At 66.9% G+C, this 25,081-nt stretch carries 20 protein-coding genes; 16 read left to right on the top strand and 4 right to left on the bottom strand.

What is annotated here, in order from left to right:
- Positions 1 to 12 precede the first annotated feature (12 nt).
- Together valS and QNO10_RS05915 are read right to left on the bottom strand one after the other, a co-directional pair.
- Complete coding sequence (gene valS, locus QNO10_RS05910; RefSeq protein ID WP_229948773.1) at positions 13 to 2,640, bottom strand: valine--tRNA ligase; 2,628 nt, start codon at positions 2,638 to 2,640, stop codon at positions 13 to 15.
- Positions 2,641 to 2,687: 47 nt separating this feature from the next.
- The gene (locus tag QNO10_RS05915; protein WP_229948771.1) at positions 2,688 to 3,011 is read right to left on the bottom strand and encodes a hypothetical protein; all 324 of its coding nucleotides are present in this window, start codon (positions 3,009 to 3,011) and stop codon (positions 2,688 to 2,690) included.
- Positions 3,012 to 3,391: 380 nt separating this feature from the next.
- Between QNO10_RS05915 and QNO10_RS05920 the strand changes: the two genes are divergently transcribed.
- The 6 genes from QNO10_RS05920 (at position 3,392) to ndk (ending at position 11,091) form a co-directional block, all read left to right on the top strand.
- The gene (locus tag QNO10_RS05920) at positions 3,392 to 4,336 is read left to right on the top strand and encodes a hypothetical protein (protein ID WP_229948769.1); all 945 of its coding nucleotides are present in this window, start codon (positions 3,392 to 3,394) and stop codon (positions 4,334 to 4,336) included.
- Positions 4,337 to 4,345: 9 nt separating this feature from the next.
- Positions 4,346 to 5,131 (top strand): SDR family oxidoreductase, encoded by a 786-nt coding sequence (locus QNO10_RS05925; protein WP_229948765.1) that lies wholly within the window; start codon positions 4,346 to 4,348, stop codon positions 5,129 to 5,131.
- 338 nt (positions 5,132 to 5,469) lie between these two features.
- The gene (gene ileS, locus QNO10_RS05930) at positions 5,470 to 8,772 is read left to right on the top strand and encodes an isoleucine--tRNA ligase (RefSeq protein WP_229948763.1); all 3,303 of its coding nucleotides are present in this window, start codon (positions 5,470 to 5,472) and stop codon (positions 8,770 to 8,772) included.
- Complete coding sequence (locus QNO10_RS05935; RefSeq protein WP_229948761.1) at positions 8,769 to 10,148, top strand: bifunctional folylpolyglutamate synthase/dihydrofolate synthase; 1,380 nt, start codon at positions 8,769 to 8,771, stop codon at positions 10,146 to 10,148. The genes ileS and QNO10_RS05935 overlap by 4 nt, the downstream gene beginning before the upstream one ends.
- Positions 10,149 to 10,158: 10 nt before the next feature.
- Positions 10,159 to 10,635 (top strand): DUF4233 domain-containing protein, encoded by a 477-nt coding sequence (locus tag QNO10_RS05940; RefSeq protein WP_229948759.1) that lies wholly within the window; start codon positions 10,159 to 10,161, stop codon positions 10,633 to 10,635.
- A gap of 39 nt (positions 10,636 to 10,674) precedes the next feature.
- Positions 10,675 to 11,091 carry a nucleoside-diphosphate kinase gene (gene ndk / locus QNO10_RS05945; protein ID WP_229948757.1) on the top strand — a complete coding sequence of 139 codons (417 nt, stop codon included), beginning with the start codon at positions 10,675 to 10,677 and terminating at the stop codon, positions 11,089 to 11,091.
- A gap of 82 nt (positions 11,092 to 11,173) precedes the next feature.
- Here ndk and QNO10_RS05950 read toward each other — a convergent pair whose 3' ends face one another.
- Positions 11,174 to 12,274, bottom strand: a complete 1,101-nt coding sequence (locus QNO10_RS05950; protein WP_229948756.1) for an SDR family oxidoreductase — start codon at positions 12,272 to 12,274, stop codon at positions 11,174 to 11,176.
- 124 nt (positions 12,275 to 12,398) lie between these two features.
- Here QNO10_RS05950 and QNO10_RS05955 point away from each other — a divergent pair, with 124 nt between their 5' ends.
- Entirely contained in the window at positions 12,399 to 13,037 is a 639-nt protein-coding gene (locus QNO10_RS05955) for a CG0192-related protein (RefSeq protein WP_229948754.1), read from the top strand.
- 7 nt (positions 13,038 to 13,044) lie between these two features.
- On the opposite strand, the gene QNO10_RS05960 is transcribed toward QNO10_RS05955, so the two are convergent.
- The gene (locus QNO10_RS05960; RefSeq protein WP_442860253.1) at positions 13,045 to 13,704 is read right to left on the bottom strand and encodes a vitamin K epoxide reductase family protein; all 660 of its coding nucleotides are present in this window, start codon (positions 13,702 to 13,704) and stop codon (positions 13,045 to 13,047) included.
- A gap of 438 nt (positions 13,705 to 14,142) precedes the next feature.
- Here QNO10_RS05960 and QNO10_RS05965 point away from each other — a divergent pair, with 438 nt between their 5' ends.
- The 9 genes from QNO10_RS05965 to QNO10_RS06005 all read left to right on the top strand — a co-directional run bounded on the left by QNO10_RS05965 (position 14,143) and on the right by QNO10_RS06005 (position 25,071).
- Positions 14,143 to 17,424: an Rne/Rng family ribonuclease gene (locus QNO10_RS05965; RefSeq protein WP_229948751.1), complete on the top strand. Its 3,282-nt coding sequence runs from the start codon at positions 14,143 to 14,145 to the stop codon at positions 17,422 to 17,424.
- A gap of 342 nt (positions 17,425 to 17,766) precedes the next feature.
- Complete coding sequence (gene rplU / locus QNO10_RS05970; RefSeq protein ID WP_146361875.1) at positions 17,767 to 18,078, top strand: 50S ribosomal protein L21; 312 nt, start codon at positions 17,767 to 17,769, stop codon at positions 18,076 to 18,078.
- An 84-nt stretch (positions 18,079 to 18,162) separates the two neighbouring features.
- Positions 18,163 to 18,426 carry a 50S ribosomal protein L27 gene (gene rpmA / locus QNO10_RS05975; RefSeq protein ID WP_104053918.1) on the top strand — a complete coding sequence of 88 codons (264 nt, stop codon included), beginning with the start codon at positions 18,163 to 18,165 and terminating at the stop codon, positions 18,424 to 18,426.
- Positions 18,427 to 18,533: 107 nt separating this feature from the next.
- Complete coding sequence (gene obgE / locus QNO10_RS05980; protein WP_229948749.1) at positions 18,534 to 20,111, top strand: GTPase ObgE; 1,578 nt, start codon at positions 18,534 to 18,536, stop codon at positions 20,109 to 20,111.
- Between the two features lie 54 nt (positions 20,112 to 20,165).
- Positions 20,166 to 21,377 carry a glutamate 5-kinase gene (gene proB, locus QNO10_RS05985; RefSeq protein WP_229948748.1) on the top strand — a complete coding sequence of 404 codons (1,212 nt, stop codon included), beginning with the start codon at positions 20,166 to 20,168 and terminating at the stop codon, positions 21,375 to 21,377.
- Positions 21,374 to 22,690 carry a glutamate-5-semialdehyde dehydrogenase gene (locus QNO10_RS05990; protein WP_229948746.1) on the top strand — a complete coding sequence of 439 codons (1,317 nt, stop codon included), beginning with the start codon at positions 21,374 to 21,376 and terminating at the stop codon, positions 22,688 to 22,690. Before proB ends, QNO10_RS05990 begins: the two co-directional genes overlap by 4 nt.
- Positions 22,691 to 22,810: 120 nt before the next feature.
- Positions 22,811 to 23,044, top strand: coding sequence for a hypothetical protein (locus tag QNO10_RS05995; protein WP_229948743.1), 234 nt, complete (start codon positions 22,811 to 22,813; stop codon positions 23,042 to 23,044).
- 35 nt (positions 23,045 to 23,079) lie between these two features.
- Positions 23,080 to 23,703 carry a nicotinate-nucleotide adenylyltransferase gene (gene nadD / locus QNO10_RS06000; RefSeq protein WP_269437828.1) on the top strand — a complete coding sequence of 208 codons (624 nt, stop codon included), beginning with the start codon at positions 23,080 to 23,082 and terminating at the stop codon, positions 23,701 to 23,703.
- Positions 23,704 to 23,769: 66 nt separating this feature from the next.
- Positions 23,770 to 25,071 (top strand): hypothetical protein, encoded by a 1,302-nt coding sequence (locus QNO10_RS06005; RefSeq protein WP_229948741.1) that lies wholly within the window; start codon positions 23,770 to 23,772, stop codon positions 25,069 to 25,071.
- Positions 25,072 to 25,081: the final 10 nt, after the last annotated feature.

Raw genomic sequence — 25,081 nt, forward strand, 5'->3', positions numbered from 1 at the left:
TGCGGCTCTTTTTTACTCGGCCGGCGGAGCCAGCTCCACGTCGGAGACGGCCAGCTCGCCCTCACCGACGGCGAGGTTCAGCTCGCGGACGTTGCCGGCGGCCTTCAGATCCGCCTGTCCGGCCCGGAGGCGGGCCACTGCACCCTCAGGCGCGGTGACGGTCGCCTTCAGGACCTCGGTCCGCTGCTTGACCTTGGCTTCCGACTTGGCCTTGCGGATGCCGCCCAGGGCGGTGGCAACCGTGCCGAGGATACCGGCGTCGGCGTCGGCCACCGCGGTGGAGAGACCGTCCACGTTCGGCCACGGAGCCCGGTGCACCGAACCCGCACGCCACCAGCCCCAGACCTCTTCGGTTGCGAAGGGCAGGAACGGCGCAAACAGGCGCAGCAGTGCGTCCAGGGTGGTGGCCAGGGTGGCCAGCACCGAGGCCTGCTCCGCCTCGCCTGCGGCACCGTAGGCACGGTCCTTAATCAGCTCCACGTAGTCATCCGTGAAGGACCAGAAGAAGGACTCGGTCAGCTGCAGGGCCTTGGCGTAGTCGTAGCGGTCAAACGCGCTGGTGGCGGCCTGGACGACGTCGGTGAGCTGGGCCAGGAGGGACAGGTCCAGGGCGTTGGTGATGACCGAGGTGTCCTCCAGCGCCACGTTCTTCTCCGTGGCACCCAGGTTCAGCACGAACTTGGACGCGTTAAGCAGCTTGATGGCCAGGCGGCGCCCGATCTTCATCTGCGCAATTTCGTAGGCCGTGTCCGCGCCGAGCTTCGCCGAGGCTGCCCAGTAACGCACGGCGTCGGACCCAAACTCGTTGAGCACATCGGTGGGGACCACCACGTTGCCCTTGGACTTGGACATCTTCTTCCGGTCCGGATCCAGGATCCAGCCCGAAATCGCGGCGTGCTTCCACGGGGCGGCGGCGTTCAGCGCATCGGCGCGCACCACGGAGGAGAACAGCCAGGTGCGGATGATGTCGTGGCCCTGCGGACGCAGGTCGAACGGGAAGACCTTTGCGAACAGGTCCTCGTCCACACTCCAGCCGCCCACGATCTGCGGGGTCAGCGACGACGTGGCCCAGGTGTCGAGCACATCCGCGTCGCCGATGAAGCCGCCCGGCTGGTTGCGCTGGGATTCTTCGTAGCCCGGTGCCGCTTCCGCGGCCGGGTCCACCGGAAGAGACGCGGAATCGGGCAGCACAGGATGGTCATAGTCCGGGTTTCCGGCGGCATCCAGCGGGTACCAGACGGGCACGGGGACGCCGAAGAAGCGCTGGCGGGAGACCAGCCAGTCACCGTTCAGGCCCTCGATCCAGTTCTCGTACCGGGAGCGCATGAACGCGGGGTGGAAGTCGATTTCCTTGCCGCGGGCAATCAGGCGTTCGCGGCGCTCCTCGTCACGGCCGCCGTTGCGGATGTACCACTGGCGGCTGGTGACCACTTCGAGGGGCTTGTCGCCTTTTTCGAAGAAGTTGACGGGGTGGGTGATCTTCTTGGGTTCGCCGTCGAGGTCGCCGCTTTCGCGGAGCATCTCCACGACGGTTTCCTTAGCGCTGAAGACCGTCTTGGTGGCCAGGGCGGCGTAGTTTGCCTTCGCCGTCTCGGTGGCGATCCACTCCGGGGTATCCGCGAGGATCCGGCCGTCGCGGCCAATCACGGCGCGGGTGGGCAGGTTCAGTTCCCGCCACCAGGTCACGTCGGTCAGGTCGCCGAAGGTGCAGATCATGGCGATGCCGGAGCCCTTGTCGGGCTTGGCCAGCGGATGCGCCTTCACCTCCACCTCGACGTCGAACAGCGGGGACTTCACCGTGGTGCCGAACAGGCGCTGGTACCGCTCGTCGTCGGGGTGTGCCACCAGGGCCACACAGGCGGGAAGCAGTTCCGGGCGGGTGGTCTCGATGTAGATCTTTTCGCCGTCGGGGGCATGGAAGCTCACCCGGTGGTAGGCGCCGGGCTGCTCGCGGTCCTCGAGCTCGGCCTGCGCCACGGCGGTGCGGAAGGTGACGTCCCAGAGGGTCGGTGCCTCGGCCATGTAGGCGTCACCGGCGCGCAGGTTGTCCAGGAAGGCGCGCTGGCTGACGGCACGCGAGTGGTCGTCGATGGTGCGGTAGGTGCGCTTCCAATCCACGGACAGGCCGAGGGTGGAGAAGAGGTCCTCGAAGACCTTCTCGTCCTCCACTGCCAGTTCCTCGCACAGTTCGATGAAGTTGCGGCGGGAAACGACGTCGAAATCACGCTGGTTCTTCGCGGCCTTGGCGGGCGGGCGGTAGTCGGCGTCGTACGGCCTCGTGGGGTCACAGCGCACGCCGTAGTAGTTCTGCACGCGGCGCTCGGTGGGCAGGCCGTTGTCGTCCCAGCCCATCGGGTAGAAGACGTTCTTGCCGGTCATCCGCTTGTAGCGGGCCATAACGTCGGTCTGCGTGTAGGAGAACATGTGCCCCACGTGGAGCGAGCCGGAGGCCGTGGGCGGGGGAGTGTCGATGGAGTAGACCTCGTCGCGGACCGTGTCCGGGTCAAACGCGTACGTTCCCTCCTCGCGCCAGCGGGCGCTCAGCTTGGACTCGAGCCCCTCAAGGGCCGGCTTGTCGGGGACGGATACGGTCTGGGGTTCGTTGTCGGGCGTGTCTGTGCCCGGGATATGTTCAGCCATGGTGTCCATTCTTCCATGCAGGCTTATGGTCTGAGGCACTGCCGGACTTACCGGACTGTCGGGGGTGTTGCTGCCTGTGTCCCATCCTGCGGTGACTTGCCGAAGTAATGGGCCAGGAAGAAGGTCATGGCCAGGGCTCCGGCCAATGTCGGGATCCGGTCGCGGGAACCTGCTCTGGTCCGGCCGAGCAGTGCCGCACCGCCGGCGGCATTCAGGGCGCTCCACGCGGCGTTGGCCATGGGTCCCGAGAGTCCGACGCCGGGTGGATTGGCAAACGGGGTGGGAAACCTCCGCCCCTGGACGGCGCTGACCCCGTGCGGGACCGCATTGGCGAGGAGCACTCCGGCGAGGAATCTGGTGACGAGGGGCATGGCTGTCCTGTTCGGTTGGCGGGCCGGTGGGCTGGCGTACCGAGAGCCTACAGCTATGGCACCAGTCCAAGGCGCCGCACAGCATCCCACCGGGTGGTGCTGCTGGTGAGAGGGTGGGGCCTCAGCAGGAAACACCAGTCCCAAACCGTGGGACAGCGTGCCGGACTGGGCCGCCCGCCGCACAGCATCCCACCGGGTGGTGCTGCTGGTGCGGGTGGGACCTCAGCAGCTACCAGCAGCCCCAAACTGTGGGATGGCGTGCGCGTAGCCCGCGGCTTCTATCCCTCCACACATGCTCCAACGGCCCCGGATGCGTGGTTGTGCTCCATCCCGCAGCTTGAAAGAGCAATGATCGGCCGGAGAGACATCATTGTGTGGGGATGCAGCAGCTGGAGGCGTTCCTGCTCACACGTTACGGAGTAGCCAGCTACGGGACGCTGACTGCCAATGGGTTCCCCCGGCGGACGGTCGACCAGGCTGTGCGGACCGGGATGGTCCGGCGAGTGGCCCGCGGGACGTTTGCGCTGCCCCAGGCAGACGCCCGGTTGGTTGATGCCGCACGCAACCGGGCCTCGTCGACATGTGTCTCGGCGGCGCACCTTCTCGGCTGGTGGGTACTGACCCCACCGGTAACTGCACATGTCCGGTGCGACGCGGCCCGTTCCATACCCGGCGCGGTCGTCCACCGGGGACAACGGTCGGCACACCGGCTGATAGCGCCGCCGCAGCAGATCCTCCGGGACGCCTTCCGATGCCTTCCCCGGCTGGACGCACTGGTCATGGCGGAATCAGCAGTCATAACCAACGCCGTGGGACTGCAGAGCCTGCAGAAGGAATTCTCCAGGCAGCAGGACTGGCCGGTCCGGGCACTGCTGGGGACGATTCGGCGCACCACGGCATCGCCGCTTGAGGTCTGCGCGCGGTTCCACCTGCTGAACGCGGGACTACGCGTCGAGACAGAGGTGCTCCTGCCCGGTATCGGACGAGCTGATCTGCTTGTAGACGGGTGGCTGATCGTCGAGATTGACGGGTTCGCTTTCCACAGCAGTAGGGAGCACTACCGCATGGACCGGCGACGGTGGAACGCTTCGTCCGCGGCCGGGTGGATCACGCTGCGGATCACCGCGGAACTTGTCCTGCACCGGCCGGACGAGTTTGTGGATCTGGTGAAGAAGACGCGGGATACGTGGGGCCACCGGTTGCGGCAGCAGCCGCAGTACCAGGGCAGCAGCAGTGGACCAGCAGCCGCGACCGCAGCAGCCGCAGGCGTAACAGAAGGGCTGGACCCGCCGAAGAACCCCGGCGGGCATCGGAACACTGGCTAAGGTGTTTCCATGACTGACATCACACCAAAGCGGGCCGTTGTTACCGGAGCAAGTTCAGGGATCGGAGCCGCGGCAGTACGTGCGCTGCGGGCCTCGGGCTGGGACGTTGTGGCGGTGGCCCGCCGCGAAGAGAAACTGCAGGCGCTCGCCGAAGAAACCGGCGCGGAAGCCATCGCGGCGGACGTCACCGATGACGGCTCCGTGACAAGGCTCGCCGAACAGGTCCTCGCCGGCGGGGGAGTGGATGCCCTGATCAACAACGCCGGCGGAGCCTTCGGGCTGGACCCGGTAGCCAGTGGAAGCACCGCGGACTGGCAGCGTATGTACGACGTCAACGTCCTAGGCGCCCTGCGGATGACACAGGCGTTCCTGCCGGCACTGCGGGACAGCGGACAGGGATCGGTCCTGCTGCTCACGTCGACGGCGGCCTACACCGCCTATGAGGGCGGTGCCGGATATACGGCCGCCAAGGCCGGGGAGCAGATGCTGGCCAGGACCCTGCGGCTAGAGGAAGCCGAGCACAACGTACGCGTCATCGAGATTGCCCCCGGCATGGTGAAGACCGAGGAATTCTCCCTGAACCGGCTGGGAGACAAGGAAGCGGCGGAGAAGGTCTATGACGGGGTCGAAAACCCGCTCACCGCTGAAGATGTTGCCGGGGTGATGGCGTTCGCCTTGAACGTTCCGCACCACGTGAACCTGGACCAGGTGGTGGTGCGGCCGCTGGCGCAGGCCGCCCAGCACAAGGTCATCCGCAGCAGTCAGTCAGGTACTGCGCAGCAGCCCGGCAGATAGTACGCAACAGCCCGGCAGGGCAGCAGGGGCCCGCCCGGAGGACAGTGCTTCGACAACCCTCCGGGCGTGGCCTAAACTTGACCGGAGCAGCACTGACCCGGCCATCACCGGTGAGCTTCCGGAAGAACAGCCGCATCTGCCCCCGCAGATTGCAGCCCAGTAGAACCGGACGGGTAAGCCCGTCACAGCAGTCAATGAGCGGCAGCCGCGCGGCCCCCAGCACACCGGGGAACGTACGGCGGCAAGCGAGGTGGTACCGCGGTTACCGCCGGTCTTCGGACCGGTAGAGGCCGCCCTCGCATCCTGTTCCACAGCCAGATTCACTTGCCGCTATCAGGATGACGAATATGCCCTCTATATACCCCAAAGCCAGCACCGGCGACTCAGCCGCTGCTACTGTTCCCTCCTCACCCCGGTTTCCGGAACTCGAAGAACGCGTTCTGAAGTACTGGGACAAAGACGGCACCTTCCAGGCCTCCATTGACGCCCGCCCCGCCGGAAAAGACGGCGACAACGAGTTCGTCTTCTACGACGGCCCGCCCTTCGCCAACGGCCTGCCGCACTACGGGCACCTGCTGACCGGCTACGTCAAGGACCTGGTGGCCCGCTACCAGACCCAGCGCGGCCGCCGCGTGGAGCGCCGGTTCGGCTGGGACACGCACGGCCTGCCCGCCGAACTCGAAGCCATGAAGCAGCTCGGCATGAGCGACAAGGTCCAGATCGAGAAGATGGGCATCGACAAGTTCAACGATGCCTGCCGCGCCTCGGTCATGAAGTACGCCGGTGAGTGGCAGGACTACGTCACCCGCCAGGCCCGCTGGGTGGACTTCGAGAATGACTACAAGACGCTCAACGTCGAATACATGGAATCCGTCATCTGGGCGTTCAAGACCCTGCATGAAAAGGGCCTGACCTACAGCGGCTTCCGCGTCCTTCCGTACTGCTGGAAGGACGAGACGCCCCTGTCCAACCATGAGCTGCGCATGGACGACGACGTCTACAAGATGCGCCAGGACCAGACGGTCACGGTCACCTTCCCCATCACCGCCGGAGACAACCCGCTCTCCGCGGAGCTCGACGGCGTGAACGCGATCGCCTGGACCACCACCCCCTGGACCCTGCCCACCAACATGGCCCTCGCCGTCGGACCCGAGGTCCGCTACGCCGTCGTGCCCGCAGGCCCGAACGGCACTCAGGCAGGCGAGGGACGTTTCCTGCTGGCTGAAGACCTCGTGGGTTCCTACGCCAAGGACCTGGGGTACGACGACGCCGAGGGCGCCCGCGCGGCCGTCACCGCCGTCCACCTGGGCAAGGACCTGGCCGGGCTGCGCTACGCCCCGCTGTGGAACTACTACACCGACACCGAGAAGTGGGGCACCGCCAACGCCTGGCAGATCGTCACCGCTGACTATGTCACCACCACTGACGGCACCGGCATCGTCCACCAGGCACCCGCCTACGGTGAAGACGACCAGAAGGTCTGCGAGGAATACGGCATCCCCGTAATCCTCTCCGTGGATGAGGGCGGCAAGTTCCTGCCCATGTTCGGCACCGGGGAACTCGCCGACATCGCCGGACTGCAGGTCTTCGACGCCAACAAGCCGATCACCAAGGTGCTCAAGGCAGAGGGCCGGCTGCTGCGCCAGGCCAGCTACGAGCACAGCTACCCGCACTGCTGGCGCTGCCGGAACCCGCTGATCTACAAGGCGGTCTCCTCCTGGTTCGTGGAGGTCACCAAGATCAAGGACCGCATGGTCGAACTGAACCAGCAGATCAACTGGATCCCGGACAACGTCAAGGACGGCCAGTTCGGCAAGTGGCTGGAAAACGCCCGCGACTGGTCCATCAGCCGCAACCGCTACTGGGGCAGCCCCATCCCGGTCTGGGTGTCGGACGATCCCAACTACCCGCGCACCGACGTGTACGGTTCGCTGGCCGAGATTGAAGCCGACTTCGGCCGGCTGCCGCTGAACAAGGAAGGCCAGCCGGACCTGCACCGCCCGTTCATCGACGAGCTGACCAGGCCCAACCCGGACGACCCCACCGGCCAGTCCACCATGCGCCGCGTGGAGGACGTCCTGGATGTGTGGTTCGACTCCGGGTCCATGCCGTACGCCCAGGTGCACTACCCGCACGAGAACGCCGACTGGTTCGAGAGCCACAACCCCGGCGACTTCATCGTCGAGTACATCGGCCAGACCCGCGGCTGGTTCTACACCCTGCACGTCCTGGCCACCGCACTGTTCGACCGCCCGGCGTTCCGCAACGTCATCAGCCATGGCATCGTCCTGGGCTCCGACGGGCAGAAGATGTCCAAGTCGCTGCGCAACTACCCGGACGTGTCCGAGGTGCTGGACCGCGACGGTTCCGACGCCATGCGCTGGTTCCTGATGGCTTCCCCGATCCTGCGCGGCGGAAACCTGATCGTCACCGAACAGGGCATCCGCGACGGTGTCCGCCAGGCCATCCTGCCGCTGTGGAACGTCTGGCACTTCTTCAGCCTCTACACCAACGCCGCGGACAACGGCAACGGTTACGAGGCCAAGGCCTGCTACGACTCCAGCGAACCGCTGGACCGCTACCTGCTGGCCGCCACCGGCGACCTGGTCCGCGACATGGGCGCTGCGCTGGACTCCTACGACGTGTCCGTGGCGTGCGAGATCCTGCGCGCCTACATGGACACGCTCACCAACTGGTACATCCGCCGCAGCCGTACCCGCTTCTTCGAAGAAGACACCCAGGCCTTCGACGTGCTCTACACCTGCCTGGAGACCGTGTGCCGGGTGGCGGCTCCGCTGCTGCCGCTCATCGGCGAGGAAATCTGGCGCGGCCTTACCGGTGGACGATCGGTGCACCTGACCGACTGGCCGGACGCGGACCTCTTCCCGAGCGACCCCGCACTGGTGGAACGCATGGAAGCCACCCGGCGGATTGCCTCCGTCGGTTCCTCCCTGCGCAAGGGCGCAAACCTGAGGGTTCGCCTGCCGCTGTCCGAGCTGACCGTCGTCGCCCCTCAGGCGCAGGCACTGGCCGGCCAGTTCGCCGCGATCATCGCTGACGAACTGAACCTGAAGAATGTCCGCCTGGTGGATGCCTCCGACGCGGATCCCGCCGAGTTCGGCATCAGCCAGAAACTCGTGGTCAACGCCCGCGCCGCCGGTCCCCGCCTGGGTAAGAACGTGCAGACGGCCATCAAGGCCGCCAAGTCCGGCGACTGGTCAGTGGACGACGCCGGTGCGGTCACCGCCGGCGGCCTCGCCCTGGAGCCGCAGGAGTACACGCTGGAGACCGTCGTCGAAACGGGCGAAGGGGAATCCGCGAAGGCCGTTGCCGTGCTTCCCGGCGGCGGCTTCCTGGTGCTCAACACGGAGGTCACCCCGGAACTGGCTGCCGAAGGCGCCGCCCGCGACGCCATCCGCGCCATCCAGCAGGCCCGCCGCGACGCGGACCTGCACATCAGCGACCGCATCCGGACCCGCGTCACGACGGGGGAGCAGGAAGCGGCCGCGCTCGAAGCCAACGCCGGCCTCGTAAAGGCCGAAACGCTCACGGACGAGCTGATTGTCACCGGCGGCCTCGCCACCGGCGACACAGACGCCGACAGCGAGAAATACATCGTCACAGTGGAGAAAATCTCATGAGTTCAGCAGACACCCCGTCCGGTTCCATCGACGGGTTCTCCGTGGAGAGCGTTTATGCCGAACTGCTCAGCCGCGCCCCGGAGAACAAGATGGAGCCGCGCATGGCTCCGCTGTTCCGGGCGATGGAGGTGCTGGGGGAGCCGAACAAGGCGTTCCCGATCATCCACATCACCGGCACCAACGGCAAGACGTCCACGGCCCGCATGATCGAGGCCGGACTGCGGGCCTACGGGCTGCGCACCGGCCGGTACACCAGCCCGCACCTGAGCAGCGTCACCGAGCGGATCAGCATTGACGGCGAGCCTGTCAGCGATGAAACGTTTGTCCGCATCTGGGATGAAATCCACCCTTACCTGGACATTGTCGACGCCGAGCTGGAGGCAGCGGGCGAGCCCCGGCTGACCTACTTCGAAGCAGTGACCATCCTGGCGTTCGCCGTCTTCGCGGACGAGCCCGTGGACGTAGCCGTGATCGAAGTGGGCCTTGGCGGCATCACCGACGCCACCAACGTGGGCGACGGCTCGGTGTCCGTGGTGACTCCCATTTCGCTGGACCACACTGAGCTGCTGGGTGACGACGTCGCCGACATCGCCCGGGAAAAGGCCGGCATCATCAAGGAGGACGGGTTCCTGATCAGTGCCGCGCAGCCCATGGAGGCCGCACAGGTGCTGCTGGAAAAGGCACACGAAGCCGGCGTCCCGTTCCGCTTCGAAGGCGTGGAGTTCGGTGTGGAATCGCGGGTCATGGCCGTGGGTGGGCAGATGATCACCGTCAACGGCCTGGCCGGCCGCTACGAGGACCTGCAGGTGCCGCTGCACGGCGCCCACCAGGCCGAAAACGCCGCGGTTGCCGTAGCCGCGCTGGAGGCCTTCATCGGCGGCGGAACCAAGGAGCTCGACGTCGAACTGCTGCGCACCGGGTTCCTGACCGTCACGTCGCCCGGCCGCCTTGAGGTGGTGCGGACCGCTCCCACGATCGTGGTCGACGCCGCACACAACCCCGCCGGTGCCAAGGCAGCAGCCGCGGCACTGCGCGAGGCGTTCAACCTCACCACGCTCGTGCTGGTGGTGGGCATCCTGGCGGAGAAGGACGCCGTCGGGATCCTCAGCGAGCTCCGGGAGGAGCTCGGGGACCTGGTCAGCGGTGTGGTGCTGACCCAGTCCAGCTCGCCCCGGGCCATCCCGGCCGAGGAACTGGTCCAGGACGCCGTGGATGCCGGCTTCGCGGATGAAGACATCCAGGTCGAAGCCGGCCTGGACAACGCCCTCGAATGGGCCGTGGCCAAGGCCGAGGAGAACAACGACCTCTCCGGCGGCGTGCTCGTGGTCGGTTCCATTACCGTGGTCGCGGAAGCGCGCACCCTCCTCGGAAAGTAGGCATGCAGCTATGGCAAAACTGACCAAGGCGCAGCGCGAATGGCGCCCGGGCATGCCCAAGAAGCGCCGTTCCATCAAGGTGATGTTCGCATCCACGGTCCTCACGCTCGAAGCGTTCGTGGTCCTGTTCGGGACGCTCGCCGTCTTCGGCGTGCACCGCGACACTGTTTCCCCGCCGCTGCTGCTCGGCGGCGGACTGCTGCTGGCAGCGGCGATGATCGGAACCTGCGCCGTGCTCTCCAAGCCTGCGGGGCCGGCGATCGGCTGGATCCTGCAGCTGGTGCTCATTGCCACCGGTTTCCTGGACGCCATGATGTTCCTCGTGGGCGGGCTTTTTGCGCTGACCTGGTGGTACGGGCTGCGCGCCGGCCAGCGGCTGGACCGCGAGAACCGTGAACGCGACCGGATGCAGGCGGAATGGGAGAAAGCACATCCCGAAGAGGGGGATGCGGCCGCGGCCCCCGAACCACCCGTCGGCACCGACTAGGCTTAGAACCGATATCCGACCGTTCCAAGGAGATACCCCGTGAGCACCGAGCGCACACTTGTCCTGATCAAACCCGACGGCGTCGAGCGCCGGCTCACCGGCGCCATCCTGGCGCGCATCGAAGCCAAGGGTTACACCGTGGCGGAATTGAAGAAGACCGAGGCCACCCGCGAAATCCTCGAAGAGCACTATGCCGAGCACCAGGGCAAGCCGTTCTACGACCCGCTGGTGGAGTTCATGCTCAGTGGTCCGGTCGTTGCCGCCGTCCTCGAGGGACAGCGCGTGATTGAAGGCTTCCGGTCCCTGGCCGGAACCACCGATCCGACGACGGCGGCCCCGGGCACCATCCGCGGCGACTTTGGCCGCGACTGGGGTACGGCAGTGCAGCAGAACCTGGTCCACGGCTCCGATTCGGCGGAATCCGCGGCCCGCGAAATCGGCATCTGGTTCAGCTGACACCGGTTTTAGCGTAAATAAGACAGGGAAAGGGCCGGCACCCATGGGGTGCCGGCCCTTTCCCTGTCTTCGATGCTCGAAGCTACGGGATCAGCTTTTCGTCCCGAAGGCGAGCAAAGAGTGCCTTGAAGGCATCCTCGGTACGGCGGTAGCCGGTGAAGCCTGCCACCCGGCTCTTGCTCATGTCCGTCAGCACCTCGACCTTCCGGCCCAGATCGGCATCCGTGTGCCACCACGAGGCCAACCGTCCAAGGTCGGGTTCGGCCAGGCCGTGACGGTCCGCGATCTTGGCCCAGGCATCGGACATGCCGGCCATCTGCTCTTCGAGCGGCCGCGGAGCGGACTCGTAACCGACCGGCTCGACGCCGAACTCCGCGGCCAGCCGCGGCCACAGGGAGCGCCAGCGGAAGACATCGCCGTTGACCACGTTGAAGGCCTCGTTGGCGGTCTGCTCATCCGTAGCCGCCCAGAGCATGTGCTCCGCAAGCAGTCCGGCGTCGGTCATATCGGTGACCGAATTCCACTGGGTCTCCGAGCCCGGGAAAACAAACGGCATCCCGAGTTCGCGGCACAGGGTCGCCTGCACGGCCAGGGTCTGGCCCATGTTCATGGCGTTGCCGACAGCGAAGCCGATGACAGTGTGGGCGCGGTGGACGGACCAGGCGAAGCCCTGCCGTTCGGCGGCCTCCATCAGTTCGTCTTCCTGGGCGTAGTAGAAGTTCTCGACCGGCAGGCGGGGCTCGTCTTCGGAGAACGGGGTGTCCGGCATGGGGCCCTCACCGTAGGCTTCAAAAGGTCCCATGTAGTGCTTGAGGCCGGTCATCAGGGCAACGTGCTCCAGCGGGGCGTCCGCCAGGGCTGTGAGCAGGTTGCGGACCATGGCCGAGTTGACGGCGATGTTCTGCGCCTCCGTCTCCTGCCGGGACCAGGAGGTGAAGAACACATGCGTCGGCTTCGCGCCTTCCAGCGCCTTGGCCAGGGTTTCGGGGGAGCTCAGGTCTCCGGCCACCGGTACGACGGCGGGGCGCGCCGGATCGGGGGCGCCGGGCTTCCGCGACAGGGCCAGGACTGTCCAGCCCTGATCCTCGAGCAGGTCCACCAGTGCGGCTCCGGCGATTCCGGTGGCACCGGCGACCAGTGCCGTGCGGGGGGATTCCTGGCGGGCAGGAATGGTTCTGAGCATGGTTCTCCTCATAAGTTGAAATGCAGCGCTGCGGTGCAAACGTCCGGACGCCTTCCTTTGCGGCAACGGCGAAGCGCCTGGGGAAATTCCTGACGGCCGCGGGAAAGACGCCTAGGCTATGCCCATGGCACTTATATACGACGCTGAACTGCGCCCGGGCAAAATGGAACTCATTTCCGGATGGCTTCCCGGAACCTGGTGGTTCCCCTCAACAGAGCCGGTCCCGGTCCAGAAGCTGGGGTCCTTCCGGTTCGACGACCCCGAGGGTGAGGTGGGCATCGAAACCACCATCGTGGCGGCCGGATCAACAGTGGTGCAGGTTCCGCTGACCTACCGGGGCGCGCCGCTGCAGGGCGCGGAGGAATTCCTGATCACCGAAATGGACCACTCGGTCCTCGGCCGGCGCTGGGTCTACGACGCCCTTGGCGATCCCGTCTACGCCCGGGCGCTGGAGGCCGCCGTGCTCGCGCGGCAGCCGCAGGCGGTCCAGCACATGGACAACGACGGCGTCCGTGAAGTGCTGCCCGAGACCATGCAGGTCAGCAGTACGGGAATGCCCAGCGGTGCCGAGCTGGTGGATGCCCCTGCCTCCGAGCCGGAGGGCTGGGCAGCTTCGGTCCTGACGTCGGGTGGCTGGGAGTTCTCCGTGGTCCGGGTGCTGGATCTGGACGGACGCACGGCGCCTGATCCCGCGCTCACGGCGACCTGGAAGGGGCAGGACATTCCGGTGGTGCTGGCCTGGGGCCTCCCGCTGGGCAGCTGAGCGGGAGCTAGCCGCCCACGAACGAGTTCAGGAACCGGAAGAAGATGGACGCCGCCGTCGCGATCCAGAGCAGGACGACGATCGGCCAGGACCAGTCGGTAAGGAACCGGACCAGGTTCGCCGGTGCCGGGATGGTACCGGCGGCCAGGTTGCGGATGGTGGTGAAGACAAACAACGGAATCATGGCTGCCCAGACCACGATGCAGTAGATGCACAGGACGTAGATGTCGAACAGGGCCTGGCTCCACAGCCACACCACGAACACCATGCCCAGGGTCACGCCGATCTGCAGTCCGATCCAGTACCACCGGGCAAACTGCGCACCCGACAGCAGTCCTGCGGCGGTGGTGATCACCACTGCAAAGGCCACGATGCCGATCAGCGGGTTGGGAAAGCCGAAAATCGAAGCCTGCCAGGTCTGGAACACGGTGCCGCAGGAAACCCACGGGTTGATGTCGCAGCTGGTGATGTAGTCCGCGTCGGCATAGACGCGGAGGCGCTCAATGACCAGGATTCCCGAAGCGATCCAGCCGACGGCCGCGGTGAGGAGCAGGGTCCAGATGAAGGACCGGCGTTCCGGCCGGACCGCCGGAGCAGCTGTTGTCCCGGCGCCGGAAGCTTCGGCGGGAACGGTTCCGGGAGATGGACGGGCTGCGCTGGAGGGCACGGAAGCTCCTTACGGAGGAGGTGTCGGAAGTAACTATCTGCCTCGAGTCTATGCGCAGAGACGGGCCAAAAAGGCGGCCGTATGCGATAATGAAGCTTGGCTGATGGCGGAACCACATTCCGTCACCGGTCCAGCGACAGGCTTCCGGTTCTGCCGGTGACGCTTCCCATGTAGTTAGCCCATCAATCCGGATGGGAACCAGGGAATCCGCCGGACAGACCTACCCATGGCCGTAACGAAGATTATCCGTTCCACGGGGGTAGCAGGAAAAGCGCCGCTGGTCTTCGAGTGATACCGCGCCCCACAGCTGGCGCGACCTCGGATGACATCCAGACGACTTCCGGCTGGCGGGATGGCTGCGATGCCACCGCACAGCCGACACATTGCCTTGGGGCATTGGAATGTGGCCAGTGCCGCAGGGCCGGAGCTTAGGCCTAAATGAATAATCAGAACGAATTGACCAGTGAACTGAACGCAGAAGCTGCTTCGGTTTCCAACGGGCAGGAGGCGGTCGAAGAGCAGCAGGCGCCCGTCAAGAAGGCAACCCGCAGTCGGCGCAAGTCCGTCCCCGCTTCCTCTCCCGCAGAGCCTCAGTCCCTTCCGGTGGACGCAGCAGCCGCTGAAACACCTGCCGCAGAAACCCCGGCGAAGCCCAAGCGCACGCGGGCTCCCCGCAAGAAGGCAGCACCCGCCGCAGAGGCGCCTGCCGCACCGGAGGAAACCCCCGAAGCTGTTGCTGAATCCGCTTCCGCCGCCGCAGATTCGGCATCGGCCGACCTTTCCACCGACGCCGCCCCCGCCGAAGCAGCGCCCGCCAAAACCGTCCGCCGCCGCCGCAGTCCGGCGAAGAAGGCCACAGCCGAACCGGTTGCCCTTACTGAGAGCGAAGCCGCCGGCGAAGTAACGCTGGCCGCCGGGCCCGAGTCCACCAACACGGCCGAGCCCGCCGCAGAAGCTCCCGCTCCCAAGACCCGCACCCGCCGCCGTGCCAGCACCCCCTCGGGCCCGGCACGCTCCGCGGAATCCGCAGCCGGTGCCGGTGCCGCCGAAGCCGCGGCCGAGCCCGTGCTCCCCGCTGCGGCCCAGGAGGACGCGCCGGTGCAGGACAAGCCGCAGGACAAGGCCGACGCGAAGGCTGAAGCTGCCGGTCCCACCTCGGCACTGGATCCCTTCTCCGTCCCGGAATCGCCCACCTCGGTGCTGTTCCACGCCCCCGACCTCACCTCTGTCCGTTCCGTGCCCGTAGTCCGGGCTGCCGAACCGGAAGAGACCGAAGAAGAAGACACTACCGAGGAGCCCGGCCGCTCACGGCGCCGCTCCCGCCGCGGCCGCAGCCGGCAGGGTTCCGACACCGTGGACAGCGGATCGGACGCCGCCGCGGACGACTCGCCGGCGGGTCCCGCCGACAACGAGGCCGACGGCGTCACGTCCCGTCGTCGTCGTCGCCGCCGCCGTGGAGATGCCGACCTGGAACTGACCGGGGGAGCGGACGATGATCCGCCCAACACGGTCACCCGTGTCCGCGCCCCGCGGGCACATGCCGACGCCCCGGTGTCGGACCGCGTCACCAGCGTCAAGGGCTCGACCCGGCTGGAGGCCAAGAAGCAGCGCCGCCGCGAGTCCCGCGAATCAGGACGCCGCCGCCACGTGATCACCGAGGCCGAGTTCCTGGCCCGCCGGGAATCCGTCGACCGCCAGATGATTGTCCGCCAGCGTGACGAGCGGATCCAGATCGGCGTGCTGGAGGACGGCGTCCTTGCGGAGCACTTCGTGTCCAACACCCAGCAGGACTCGCTGATCGGCAACGTGTATGTCGGCAAGGTCCAGAACGTGCTGCCCAGCATGGAGGCAGCGTTCGTGGACATTGGCCGCGGCCGCAACGCCGTGCTGTACGCCGGCGAGGTTAACTGGGACGCCGCCGGCCTCGACGGCCAGCCGCGCCGCATTGAACTGGCGCTCAAGTCCGGTGACTCCGTCCTGGTGCAGGTCACCAAGGACCCGGTGGGCCACAAGGGCGCACGCCTGACCAGCCAGATTTCCCTGCCCGGCCGGTACCTCGTGTACGTTCCGGGCGGCTCGATGACCGGTATCTCCCGTAAGCTCCCCGACGTCGAGCGCAACCGGCTCAAGAAGATCCTCAAGGACCACCTGCCGGAAAACGCAGGCGTCATCGTGCGCACCGCCGCCGAAGGTGCCAGCGAGGAGGAGCTGATGAATGACATCAACCGGCTCCGCGCGCAGTGGGAGAACATCGAGGCGAAGTCCAAGTCCACCAAGACCCTCCCGCCGGAACTGCTGTACGGCGAGCCCGACCTGACCATCAAGGTGGTCCGTGACGTCTTCAATGAGGACTTCTCGAAGCTCGTTGTCTCCGGTGAGGAAGCCTGGGACACCATCGAGGCCTATGTCACCTACGTGGCACCCGACCTGGTGGGACGGCTCGAGAAGTGGACCAAGGACGAAGATATCTTCTCGGCCCACCGGATCGATGAGCAGATCGCCAAGGCCCTGGACCGCAAGGTGTTCCTGCCCTCGGGCGGCTCCCTGGTGATCGACCGCACCGAAGCCATGACTGTGGTGGACGTGAACACGGGCAAGTTCACCGGCAGCGGCGGCAACCTGGAAGAGACCGTCACCAAGAACAACCTGGAAGCGGCCGAAGAAGTGGTCCGCCAGCTGCGGCTGCGCGACATCGGCGGCATCATCGTCATCGACTTCATCGACATGGTCCTTGAAGCCAACCGTGACCTGGTGCTGCGCCGCCTCGTGGAGTGCCTGGGTCGGGACCGGACCAAGCACCAGGTGGCAGAGGTGACGTCGCTGGGCCTGGTCCAGATGACGCGCAAGCGCATGGGCACCGGACTGCTGGAAGTCTTCGGCGAGACCTGCGAGCACTGCGAGGGGCGCGGCGTCGTCACGCAGGACGTCCCCGTGGAGCACCGCCGCAGCACCAGCCACACGGCCAACGGCCACGCTGTTGCCGACGACAACCACCAGCAGCACCTCAAGCAGGAGAAGCAGTCCCGCGGTGACCGCAAGCGCAACCGCAGCCGTGGACAGAACGGCAACGCTCCCGCCGTCGAGGAAGCGGCACAGCAGGACGAGCCGGTGCAGGAGGATGCCGAGCGGCAGGCGAAGGCCGAAGCCGCCCGTGCCGCCCTGGCCAGCATCGCTGCGGCAACCGCCGCCGCACATGAAGTAGTGGATGCGGCGGTCAACGGCAACGGAGGAGCCGCCGAGCCCGCAGCCGGAGACCAGCAGGTCGACGATTCGGGCACAGAGCCCGGTGCGGTGTTGAACATCCAGGGTGAAAACGTGGTGGTGCCCCGCCGCCAGCGGCGCCGTCCGGTCAAGGAAGAACCCACGCTGACGCTTGAAAGCCTCACCGAGGCCTTCAACGAGGTGGCCTCTGCCGTCTCCTCGGAACAGAAGGCCCCGCAGAGTGCGGCACCGCCGGCAGCGCAGACGTCCCAGCCTGACCGGGAACAGCCGGACCGGGAGCAGGAGACGCCGGCCCGTCCGGCGCGGCGCCGCCGGGCTGCCAGCAGCCCGCAGGGCGCAGCCGAGGTGACGGCACCGGCTGCGGGGGAGTCCGCTCCTTCCGCAACGGTCCGGCACACGGCTACGGCCGCGGCCAAGGCACAGGTGGCCCCGGAGGAGAAGACCGCAGCTCCGGCCCCGGTCATCCTGGGCGTCGGTGTGCCGGCCTCCGAACTGTAGCCGCACAGGAACCGCAGCGGGCGGCCTGGTCCTTCGGGGCCGGGCCGCCCGCGGGCGTTAAGCCGTCAGTCCGACCCGCCCCGGGTGCCCGATGCCCGGAACTGCCGCTGCATGGGATAAAGTAGAAACCGAGCAGTGGCACCGGTTCGGTGGCGCGTGGCCCGGCCGGCAGATGCAGCGCATTTGCGGGTTATGGGGCCGTTAGCGTAGCCTTGAACTTCGGTGCGAACGCCTTCCAACCGTTTATCGGTTCAGGCGGAACTGCATGGCGCTGGGCGGGCCAATCTGGCCCCACCCAAATGCGCATCCAAGTATTAAACGTCGAGAGAAGTGAGTTCCCAAGTGGTGTACGCGATTGTCCGCGCTGGCGGCCGCCAAGAAAAGGTTTCCGTCGGAGACCTCGTAACCCTGGACCGCGTCCCCGGTGGAGCCGGTAGCACCTTTGAGCTGCCTGCCCTGCTTTTGGTTGATGGCGACAAGGTCACCTCTGCTGCACAGGACCTGGCCAAGGTTACCGTGACTGCAGAAATCGTCGAGAACTTCCGGGGTCCGAAGATTGTCATCCAGAAGTTCAAGAACAAGACCGGCTACAAGAAGCGTCAGGGCTACCGCTCCTCGCTGACCAAGGTCAAGGTTACGTCCATCAACTCCTGATTCTCCTGCCGGCCCCAGGGCCGGGACCGCGGGTGTGATCCCGCCTGAGGGTTTCAATATCAGTTAGCAAAGGCAGGCAAAGAAATGGCACATAAGAAAGGTGCGAGTTCCACTCGCAACGGTCGCGACTCCAACGCCCAGTACCTCGGCGTAAAGCGTTTCGGCGGCCAGGTTGTCAAGGCAGGCGAAATCATCGTTCGCCAGCGCGGCACCCACTTCCACCCCGGTGAGGGTGTTGGCCGTGGAGGCGACGACACGCTGTTCGCCCTGGAAGCAGGCGCAGTTGAGTTCGGCAGCCGTCGTGGCCGCCGTGTCGTGAACATCGTGGCTGCTGCAGCCGCCGAGTAATCACCGGCAATTAGCTTTTCCGACGGGGCGGGCCTTGATGGCCCGCCCCGTCGTTTTTTAAGCCAAGTAGAATTGGCATGATCAAGTAGTTCCTTTGAAGGAGAACCATGGCCAGCTTTGTAGACCGCGTAGTGCTGCATGTTTCGGGCGGTACAGGCGGCCATGGTTGCGTGTCCGTCAAGCGTGAAAAGTTCAAGCCGCTGGGTGGCCCCGACGGCGGCAACGGCGGCGACGGCGGCGACGTCATCCTCCGCGTTGACTCCAATACCACCACCCTGCTCGACTACCACCACGCCCCGCACCGCCACGCCACTAACGGCGGCAACGGCATGGGTGACTGGCGCAACGGTAAGACCGGCGAGACGCTGATCCTCCCCGTTCCGGACGGCACGGTCGTCAAGAACAAGGCCGGCGAGGTCCTGGCGGACCTGGTAGGGGAGGGCAGCGAGTACATCGCAGCCGCCGGTGGCCAGGGCGGCCTCGGCAACTCCTCGCTTTCCTCGCAGAAGCGCAAGGCTCCCGGATTCGCGCTGCTGGGCGTCCCCGGCGAAGAGTCCGACATTGTCCTGGAGCTGAAGTCCATTGCCGATATTGCACTGGTTGGCTTCCCGTCGGCCGGCAAGTCCTCGCTGATTGCGGCCATTTCCGCAGCCCGGCCGAAGATTGCCGACTACCCCTTCACCACGCTGATCCCGAACCTGGGCGTTGTCCAGGCCGGAGACGTGCGCTTTACCGTCGCCGATGTTCCCGGCCTGATTGAAGGCGCCTCGGAAGGCAAGGGCCTGGGCCACAACTTCCTGCGCCACGTGGAACGCTGCGCCGCCTTGGTGCACGTGCTGGATTGTGCCGCACTGGAAACGGACCGCGACCCCATTGGGGACCTGGAAGTCATTGAGCGCGAGCTCGAGAAGTACGAAGTGGACATGAGCTACGCGGGCACCGACGGCGACGTCGTGCCGCTGAACCGCCGTCCCCGCCTTATCGCACTGAACAAGGTGGACGTTCCTGACGGCCGCGACATGGCTGAGTTCGTGCGGCCGGAACTGGAGAAGCGCGGCTACCGCGTGTTCGAGGTTTCCGCGTCCAGCCATGAAGGCCTGCGTGAGCTCGGGTTCGCCATGGCTGCCATCGTCAAGGACGCCCGGGATGCCGTGGAGAAGGCTCCGCCGCGCATCCAGCCGCCGGTCTTGAAGCCGCGCGGCGTCAACTACAAGGGCGGCTTCCTGATCCGCCGCGAGGAGCGCAACCTCGAGCCGCTCTTCCGCGTCCTGGGAGAGAAGCCGGTTCGCTGGGTCCAGCAGACCGACTTCACCAATGACGAAGCCGTGGGCTACCTGGCGGACCGCCTGGCTAAGCTGGGCGTGGAGGAGAAGTTGTTCAAGGAAGGCGCCAAGCCCGGTGACGCCGTGGTCATCGGCGAGGGCGACGGCGTCGTCTTCGACTGGGAGCCCACGATGATCGGCGGTGCGGAACTGCTTGCAGCTTCCCCGCGCGGCAGCGACATCCGTGTCGAAGACTTCTCCCGTCCGACCCGCGAGGAAAAGCGCGGCGACCACCAGAAGCGCAAGGACGCCCGCGCCGCCGCCCGTGAGGAGCTGGAAGCCGAGCGCAAGGCAGGTATCTGGACCGAGTCCGTGAACTACAAGAACTCCCCACGGCCCGCAGAGGGCACCGACGGGGAGTAACAACACCTTCATGGTCCCGCAGCGACCGTGAACAGCGCATAGGCTGGGCAGGTTATGAGTGAACACACCGAATTCGCCGTACCTGCCCGCCGTGCGTTAACCGCCCGTTCCGGACTGGCCCGCGCCCGCCGGGTGGTGGTCAAGGTCGGCTCCTCGTCCCTGACCTCCGTGGCCGGTGGTATTTCCGATGCCGCCCTCCGGTCCCTCGCGGACGTGCTGTCCGCCCGGCATGCCCAGGGCACCGAGATCATCCTGGTGTCCTCCGGCGCCATCAGTGCCGGGCTGGCCCCGCTGGGCCTCACCAAGCGCCCGGCGCAGCTTTCCTCCCAGCAGGCCGCGGCCAGTGTGGGACAGGGCCTGCTGATGGCCCGCTACACCGCCGCCTTCGGTGCACACGGTGTGACGGTCAGCCAGGTGCTGCTGACCGTTGAGGACCTGATGCGCCGCGCCCACCACGCCAACGCGCACCGGGCCATGGAGCGGCTGCTGAACTTCGGCGTCCTGCCGATCGTTAACGAGAACGACGCCGTTGCCAGCCATGAGATCCGCTTCGGCGACAATGACCGGCTCGCCGCCCTCGTGGCGCACCTGGTGAAGGCCGACGCACTGATCCTGCTCTCCGACGTCGACGCCCTGTATGACGGTCCACCCTCCGAGGGCGCCCGCCGGATCCCCGAGGTCACCGGGCCCAGGGACCTGGCGGACGTGCGGATCGGACGGGTCGGCAAAGCCGGCGTGGGCACCGGCGGGATGGCCACGAAGGTCGAAGCCGCCACCATAGCCGCCGAGTCCGGCATTCCCGCCCTGGTCACGTCCACCGCCAACGCAGCGGCGGCGCTGGCCGGCGAGGACGTGGGGACCTGGTTCACCACCCGCGGCAGGCGCCGGTCCATCCGCCTGCTCTGGCTTGCCCACCTGGCCCGCATCCAGGGCACCCTGGTGCTCGACGACGGCGCCGCAGGTGCAGTGGGGGACCGGCACCGGTCCCTGCTCCCGGCCGGAATCGTTGCCGTGGACGGACAGTTCGAACCCGGCGACGCCGTTGCGCTGGCGGATACCGCCGGCCGGGTGATCGCCCACGGGTTGACCAACTACGGCTCCGACGAGCTGCCGTCCATGCTCGGCCGGTCCACCCGCGAACTGTCCCGGGAACTGGGCCGCGGATATGAACGGGCGGTGGTCCACGTCAACGACCTCGTCCTCCTGCACCGGAATGAAGCGCAGCCGGGCACGCAGGCCGGGAACGGCCCTACACTGGGGACATGACTAACACCATCGATGCTGCTGCAGGTGGACCGGAGACCGCCGAGACCTCGGCCGAGAGTGTCGAAGCCCGGGTCCACGCCCTCGCAGACCGTTCCCGCACCGCAGCGCGGCGCCTCGCCGGAGCCAACCGTGCCTGGAAGGACCGTGCCCTGCTGCGGATTGCGCAGAACGTGAACGCGGAGCAGGACGCCATCCTGGCGGCCAATGCCGAGGACGTGGCCGCAGGCCGGGCCAACGGCACCTCGGCCGCACTGCTCGACCGGCTCTCGCTGACCCCTGCACGCATCACCGCGCTGGCTGCCGCCCTGGAGAATCTCGCAGGCCTTCCGGATCCGGTCGGATCGGTGGCCCGCGGCCAGACGCTGCCCAACGGGCTCCGGCTGCGCCAGGTGCATGTTCCGCTGGGCGTGGTGGCTGCCATCTATGAAGCCCGCCCGAACGTCACCCTCGACATTGCCGGACTGGCGCTGAAGAGCGGCAACGCGGTCCTCCTGCGCGGCGGCAGCGCTGCCGCCGCAACCAACAGCGTGCTGGTCGGCATCATCCGCAGCTCCCTCGAGGACGTGGGGCTGCCCGCTGACGCCGTGCAAAGCGTGGACCAGTACGGGCGTGAAGGTGCCAACGTGCTGATGAAGGCACGTGGCCGTGTCGACGTGCTGATTCCCCGCGGCGGCCGCTCCCTGATCCAGTCCGTCGTCACCAATGCCACCGTTCCCGTCATTGAAACGGGGGAAGGCAACGTGCACATCTTCCTGGACCGCAGCGCCCCGGTGGAGATGGCGGTCGATATCCTGCTCAACGCCAAAACGCAGCGGCCCAGTGTCTGCAACACCGTTGAAACCCTGCTGATCGCCGAAGGCGCCCCCGCGGCCCCCGATGTCCTGGCGGCGCTGGCCGCCGCCGGCGTCCGCCTGCATGCCGACCCCCGGGCCATGGAACTGCTTCCATCCGGCGTCACCGCCGAACCGGCCGACGACGGCGACTGGGGCCGTGAGTACATGGACCTGGACCTGGCCGTGGCTGTGGTGGACACCCTGGACGACGCCGTGGCGCACATTCGGCGCTGGACCACCGGTCACACGGAAGCGATCATCACCAATGACCTCGCCAACGCCGAGCGGTTTATCGCCGAGATCGATTCGGCCGCGGTGATCGTTAATGCCTCCACCCGTTTCACCGACGGGGGAGAGCTGGGGCTGGGCGCGGAAGTGGGCATTTCCACGCAGAAAATGCATGCCCGCGGACCCATGGGATTGAAGGAACTGACCACCACCAAATGGATCATCCAGGGCGACGGCCAGATCCGCCGCTGACGCCGGGAGCCGGACCCGCGCCGCGTCTGGCTGCGATGTGCCCGCGGTTGCGCGTACCATTGACCAAGAACCCGTTCCGCCGGTTGTCCTGCGGAACCCATTGATCTCTAGGGGAAATACATGCTGATCCAGCTTACGGGCGCCGTGTTTACTGCTGCCGAAGAACACCACGTTGACCTGCCGGCGTCTCCGTACGTCTACGGCGGGGTGATCTTTGCAGCGCTGCTGCTGCTGATGCTGATCACGGTGTCCTTCAGCAACGTGGGCAACCGCCACACGGCCGAGCCGGAGCACGTAGATCCCCAGCGCCAGTTTCCCGACAAGCATGACCACGGCCAGGCCATCCGGGACTGACCTGGTACGTGCAGCCAGCGGAGGCGTTCTTCCCCATGGGTGAACGGCAGCGGACGGAAGCCAACGGACAACGCAGGTTCCGTCTGGGAGTCATGGGTGGAACGTTCGATCCGATCCATCACGGCCACCTGGTGGCGGCCAGTGAAGTGGCCGCAATGTTCGATCTGGATGAGGTGGTTTTTGTGCCCACGGGTGATCCGTGGCACAAGCCGGCCGCCCAGCAGGTAAGTCCGGCCGAGCACAGGTATCTGATGACGGTGATCGCCACGGCGTCGAACCCGCGCTTCACCGTAAGCCGGGTCGACATTGACCGGGCCGGTCCCACGTACACCATCGATACCCTGCGGGACCTCAAAGCGGCACGGCCCGAGGCTGAGCTGTTCTTCATCACCGGGGCCGATGCCATGGCACAGATCCTGTCGTGGAAGGACATCCAGGAGCTGTGGTCACTTGCGCATTTCGTGGGAGTGACAAGGCCCGGGCATGTGCTCAAGGATGTAGGCCGCGACGACGTCTCCCTGATGGAGGTGCCGGCCATGGCGATTTCCTCCACGGACTGCCGGCGCCGCGTGGCTGAAGGCAACCCCGTGTGGTACCTCGTGCCGGACGGCGTGGTGCAGTACATCGCCAAGCACCGGCTGTATGCCGCCGTCAGCTAGACACCGGATTCCGCGGAAACCGAAACAGAACCAGTAGCGTCAACACATAAACCGGATGGGTAGGAAATGACTAACGGTCCAGAGTCCGCGCCGCGGCGCAGCCGCCGGGCGGCCGACGTACCCGTGGATTCCCCGGCCGGGCCGCGGGAACGTGAGTCCCAGCAGCGCGCCCGCGACAGGGAGACGCTGCGGACGTATAAGGCCCTGGCCGAGATCCCTGAGCGTTCGGTTCCCGAGACTGCTCCGCCCACCCGCCGCCAGCTGAGGCTGCAGCAGCAGCAAAGGCTTGCAGCAGGCGGCGACCGGGCCGCGGAGGTCCAGCCGGCGGACGGACCAGAAACCGGGCCCACCGCATCCGCTGCCACCGATGCACCCCTGCGCAGGGAACGGCGCCGCCAGTCGCCGTCGACCCCGGTGGGGGACAACCAGGGGGACACCCAGCGGGACACCCCGTCGGCCGCAGCCGGGCCGGCACCGCGCCGGGACCGCACACCATCCAGTGACCAGGCGCCGCTGTCCCGCCGCCAGTCCCGCAGCACTTCTCCGGCCGTCGAGGCGTCCGGAACCCCGGCCCCGGATGCCCACGCAGCACGCGTGCCGGCGCCGCAGGCTCCGGTACGGGACGCCGTCGGAACCCCCGCTGACGCCACGGACCCGAACACCGACGTCGAGGGCATGAGTGTTGAACAGGCGCTGGTGGCCCGGCAGGCACTCGAAGGCCAGGCCCGCAACCACGTTGCCGCCATGGAAGCCCTTGGAGCGGAGGATCCGCAGGCCGTCGACCTGGAACTGCTGGCGCAGCAGAAGGCCCTCGCCGAACGGGCCAAGGTCCTGAACCGCCGCACCCAGGCCATCCAGAAGCTGTCGCAGGAAAACGAGCAGCGCAGGCCTTCGTCCGGCGACCCCACCACCGCCCATAACCTGGCCATGGTCACACCGCTCGAGTTCGTCAGCGTCCCGGGCATGGAACATCCCGTGATGAAGGCACCGCCCACATCGCATGTGCCCATCGTGACGTCCTCGACACCGGTGGCCGATCCCGAAACGCCGCCTGCCGGAGCCCTGGCCGTGGTTCCGGCCCAGCGTCCGGCATCCGTGCCGCGCCGGGTCCCTGCCGGGGCCACTGATGTGCGCCATTCACGGATCCTGGCCCGCGCTGATGCGCTGGTCAACGCACCCCTCGAAACCGAGGAAGCTGCGCGTCCCATCGGCGCCCGCAGCGCCTTCGGGCTCGACCCCCTAGATGTCATGACGGCCGGACTCGGCCGTATCCGGAGGCTGCGGTTCGCGGTCGCCGGTGTTGCAGGTCTGGGCACACTTGCCCTGATCGTCGGAGTACTAATGATCGTCGGCGGCCTTGGCGGCTGACCGATTACCC

The organism is Arthrobacter sp. zg-Y919, from assembly GCF_030142045.1.
GTDB lineage: Bacteria > Actinomycetota > Actinomycetes > Actinomycetales > Micrococcaceae > Arthrobacter_B.

What these genes read in the sequence shown, in the direction of transcription:
- rpmA (WP_104053918.1), top strand. Translation starts at nt 18,163, where the DNA reads ATGGCACATAAGAAAGGTGCGAGTTCCACTCGCAACGGTCGCGACTCC.
- obgE (WP_229948749.1), top strand. Translation starts at nt 18,534, where the DNA reads ATGGCCAGCTTTGTAGACCGCGTAGTGCTGCATGTTTCGGGCGGTACA.
- QNO10_RS05915 (WP_229948771.1), bottom strand. Translation starts at nt 3,011, where the DNA reads ATGCCCCTCGTCACCAGATTCCTCGCCGGAGTGCTCCTCGCCAATGCG.
- QNO10_RS05940 (WP_229948759.1), top strand. Translation starts at nt 10,159, where the DNA reads ATGGCAAAACTGACCAAGGCGCAGCGCGAATGGCGCCCGGGCATGCCC.
- proB (WP_229948748.1), top strand. Translation starts at nt 20,166, where the DNA reads ATGAGTGAACACACCGAATTCGCCGTACCTGCCCGCCGTGCGTTAACC.
- QNO10_RS05995 (WP_229948743.1), top strand. Translation starts at nt 22,811, where the DNA reads ATGCTGATCCAGCTTACGGGCGCCGTGTTTACTGCTGCCGAAGAACAC.
- QNO10_RS05990 (WP_229948746.1), top strand. Translation starts at nt 21,374, where the DNA reads ATGACTAACACCATCGATGCTGCTGCAGGTGGACCGGAGACCGCCGAG.
- QNO10_RS05955 (WP_229948754.1), top strand. Translation starts at nt 12,399, where the DNA reads ATGGCACTTATATACGACGCTGAACTGCGCCCGGGCAAAATGGAACTC.
- ileS (WP_229948763.1), top strand. Translation starts at nt 5,470, where the DNA reads ATGACGAATATGCCCTCTATATACCCCAAAGCCAGCACCGGCGACTCA.
- QNO10_RS05965 (WP_229948751.1), top strand. Translation starts at nt 14,143, where the DNA reads ATGAATAATCAGAACGAATTGACCAGTGAACTGAACGCAGAAGCTGCT.
- QNO10_RS05920 (WP_229948769.1), top strand. Translation starts at nt 3,392, where the DNA reads ATGCAGCAGCTGGAGGCGTTCCTGCTCACACGTTACGGAGTAGCCAGC.
- QNO10_RS05935 (WP_229948761.1), top strand. Translation starts at nt 8,769, where the DNA reads ATGAGTTCAGCAGACACCCCGTCCGGTTCCATCGACGGGTTCTCCGTG.
- nadD (WP_269437828.1), top strand. Translation starts at nt 23,080, where the DNA reads ATGGGTGAACGGCAGCGGACGGAAGCCAACGGACAACGCAGGTTCCGT.
- QNO10_RS05950 (WP_229948756.1), bottom strand. Translation starts at nt 12,274, where the DNA reads ATGCTCAGAACCATTCCTGCCCGCCAGGAATCCCCCCGCACGGCACTG.
- QNO10_RS05925 (WP_229948765.1), top strand. Translation starts at nt 4,346, where the DNA reads ATGACTGACATCACACCAAAGCGGGCCGTTGTTACCGGAGCAAGTTCA.
- QNO10_RS06005 (WP_229948741.1), top strand. Translation starts at nt 23,770, where the DNA reads ATGACTAACGGTCCAGAGTCCGCGCCGCGGCGCAGCCGCCGGGCGGCC.
- valS (WP_229948773.1), bottom strand. Translation starts at nt 2,640, where the DNA reads ATGGCTGAACATATCCCGGGCACAGACACGCCCGACAACGAACCCCAG.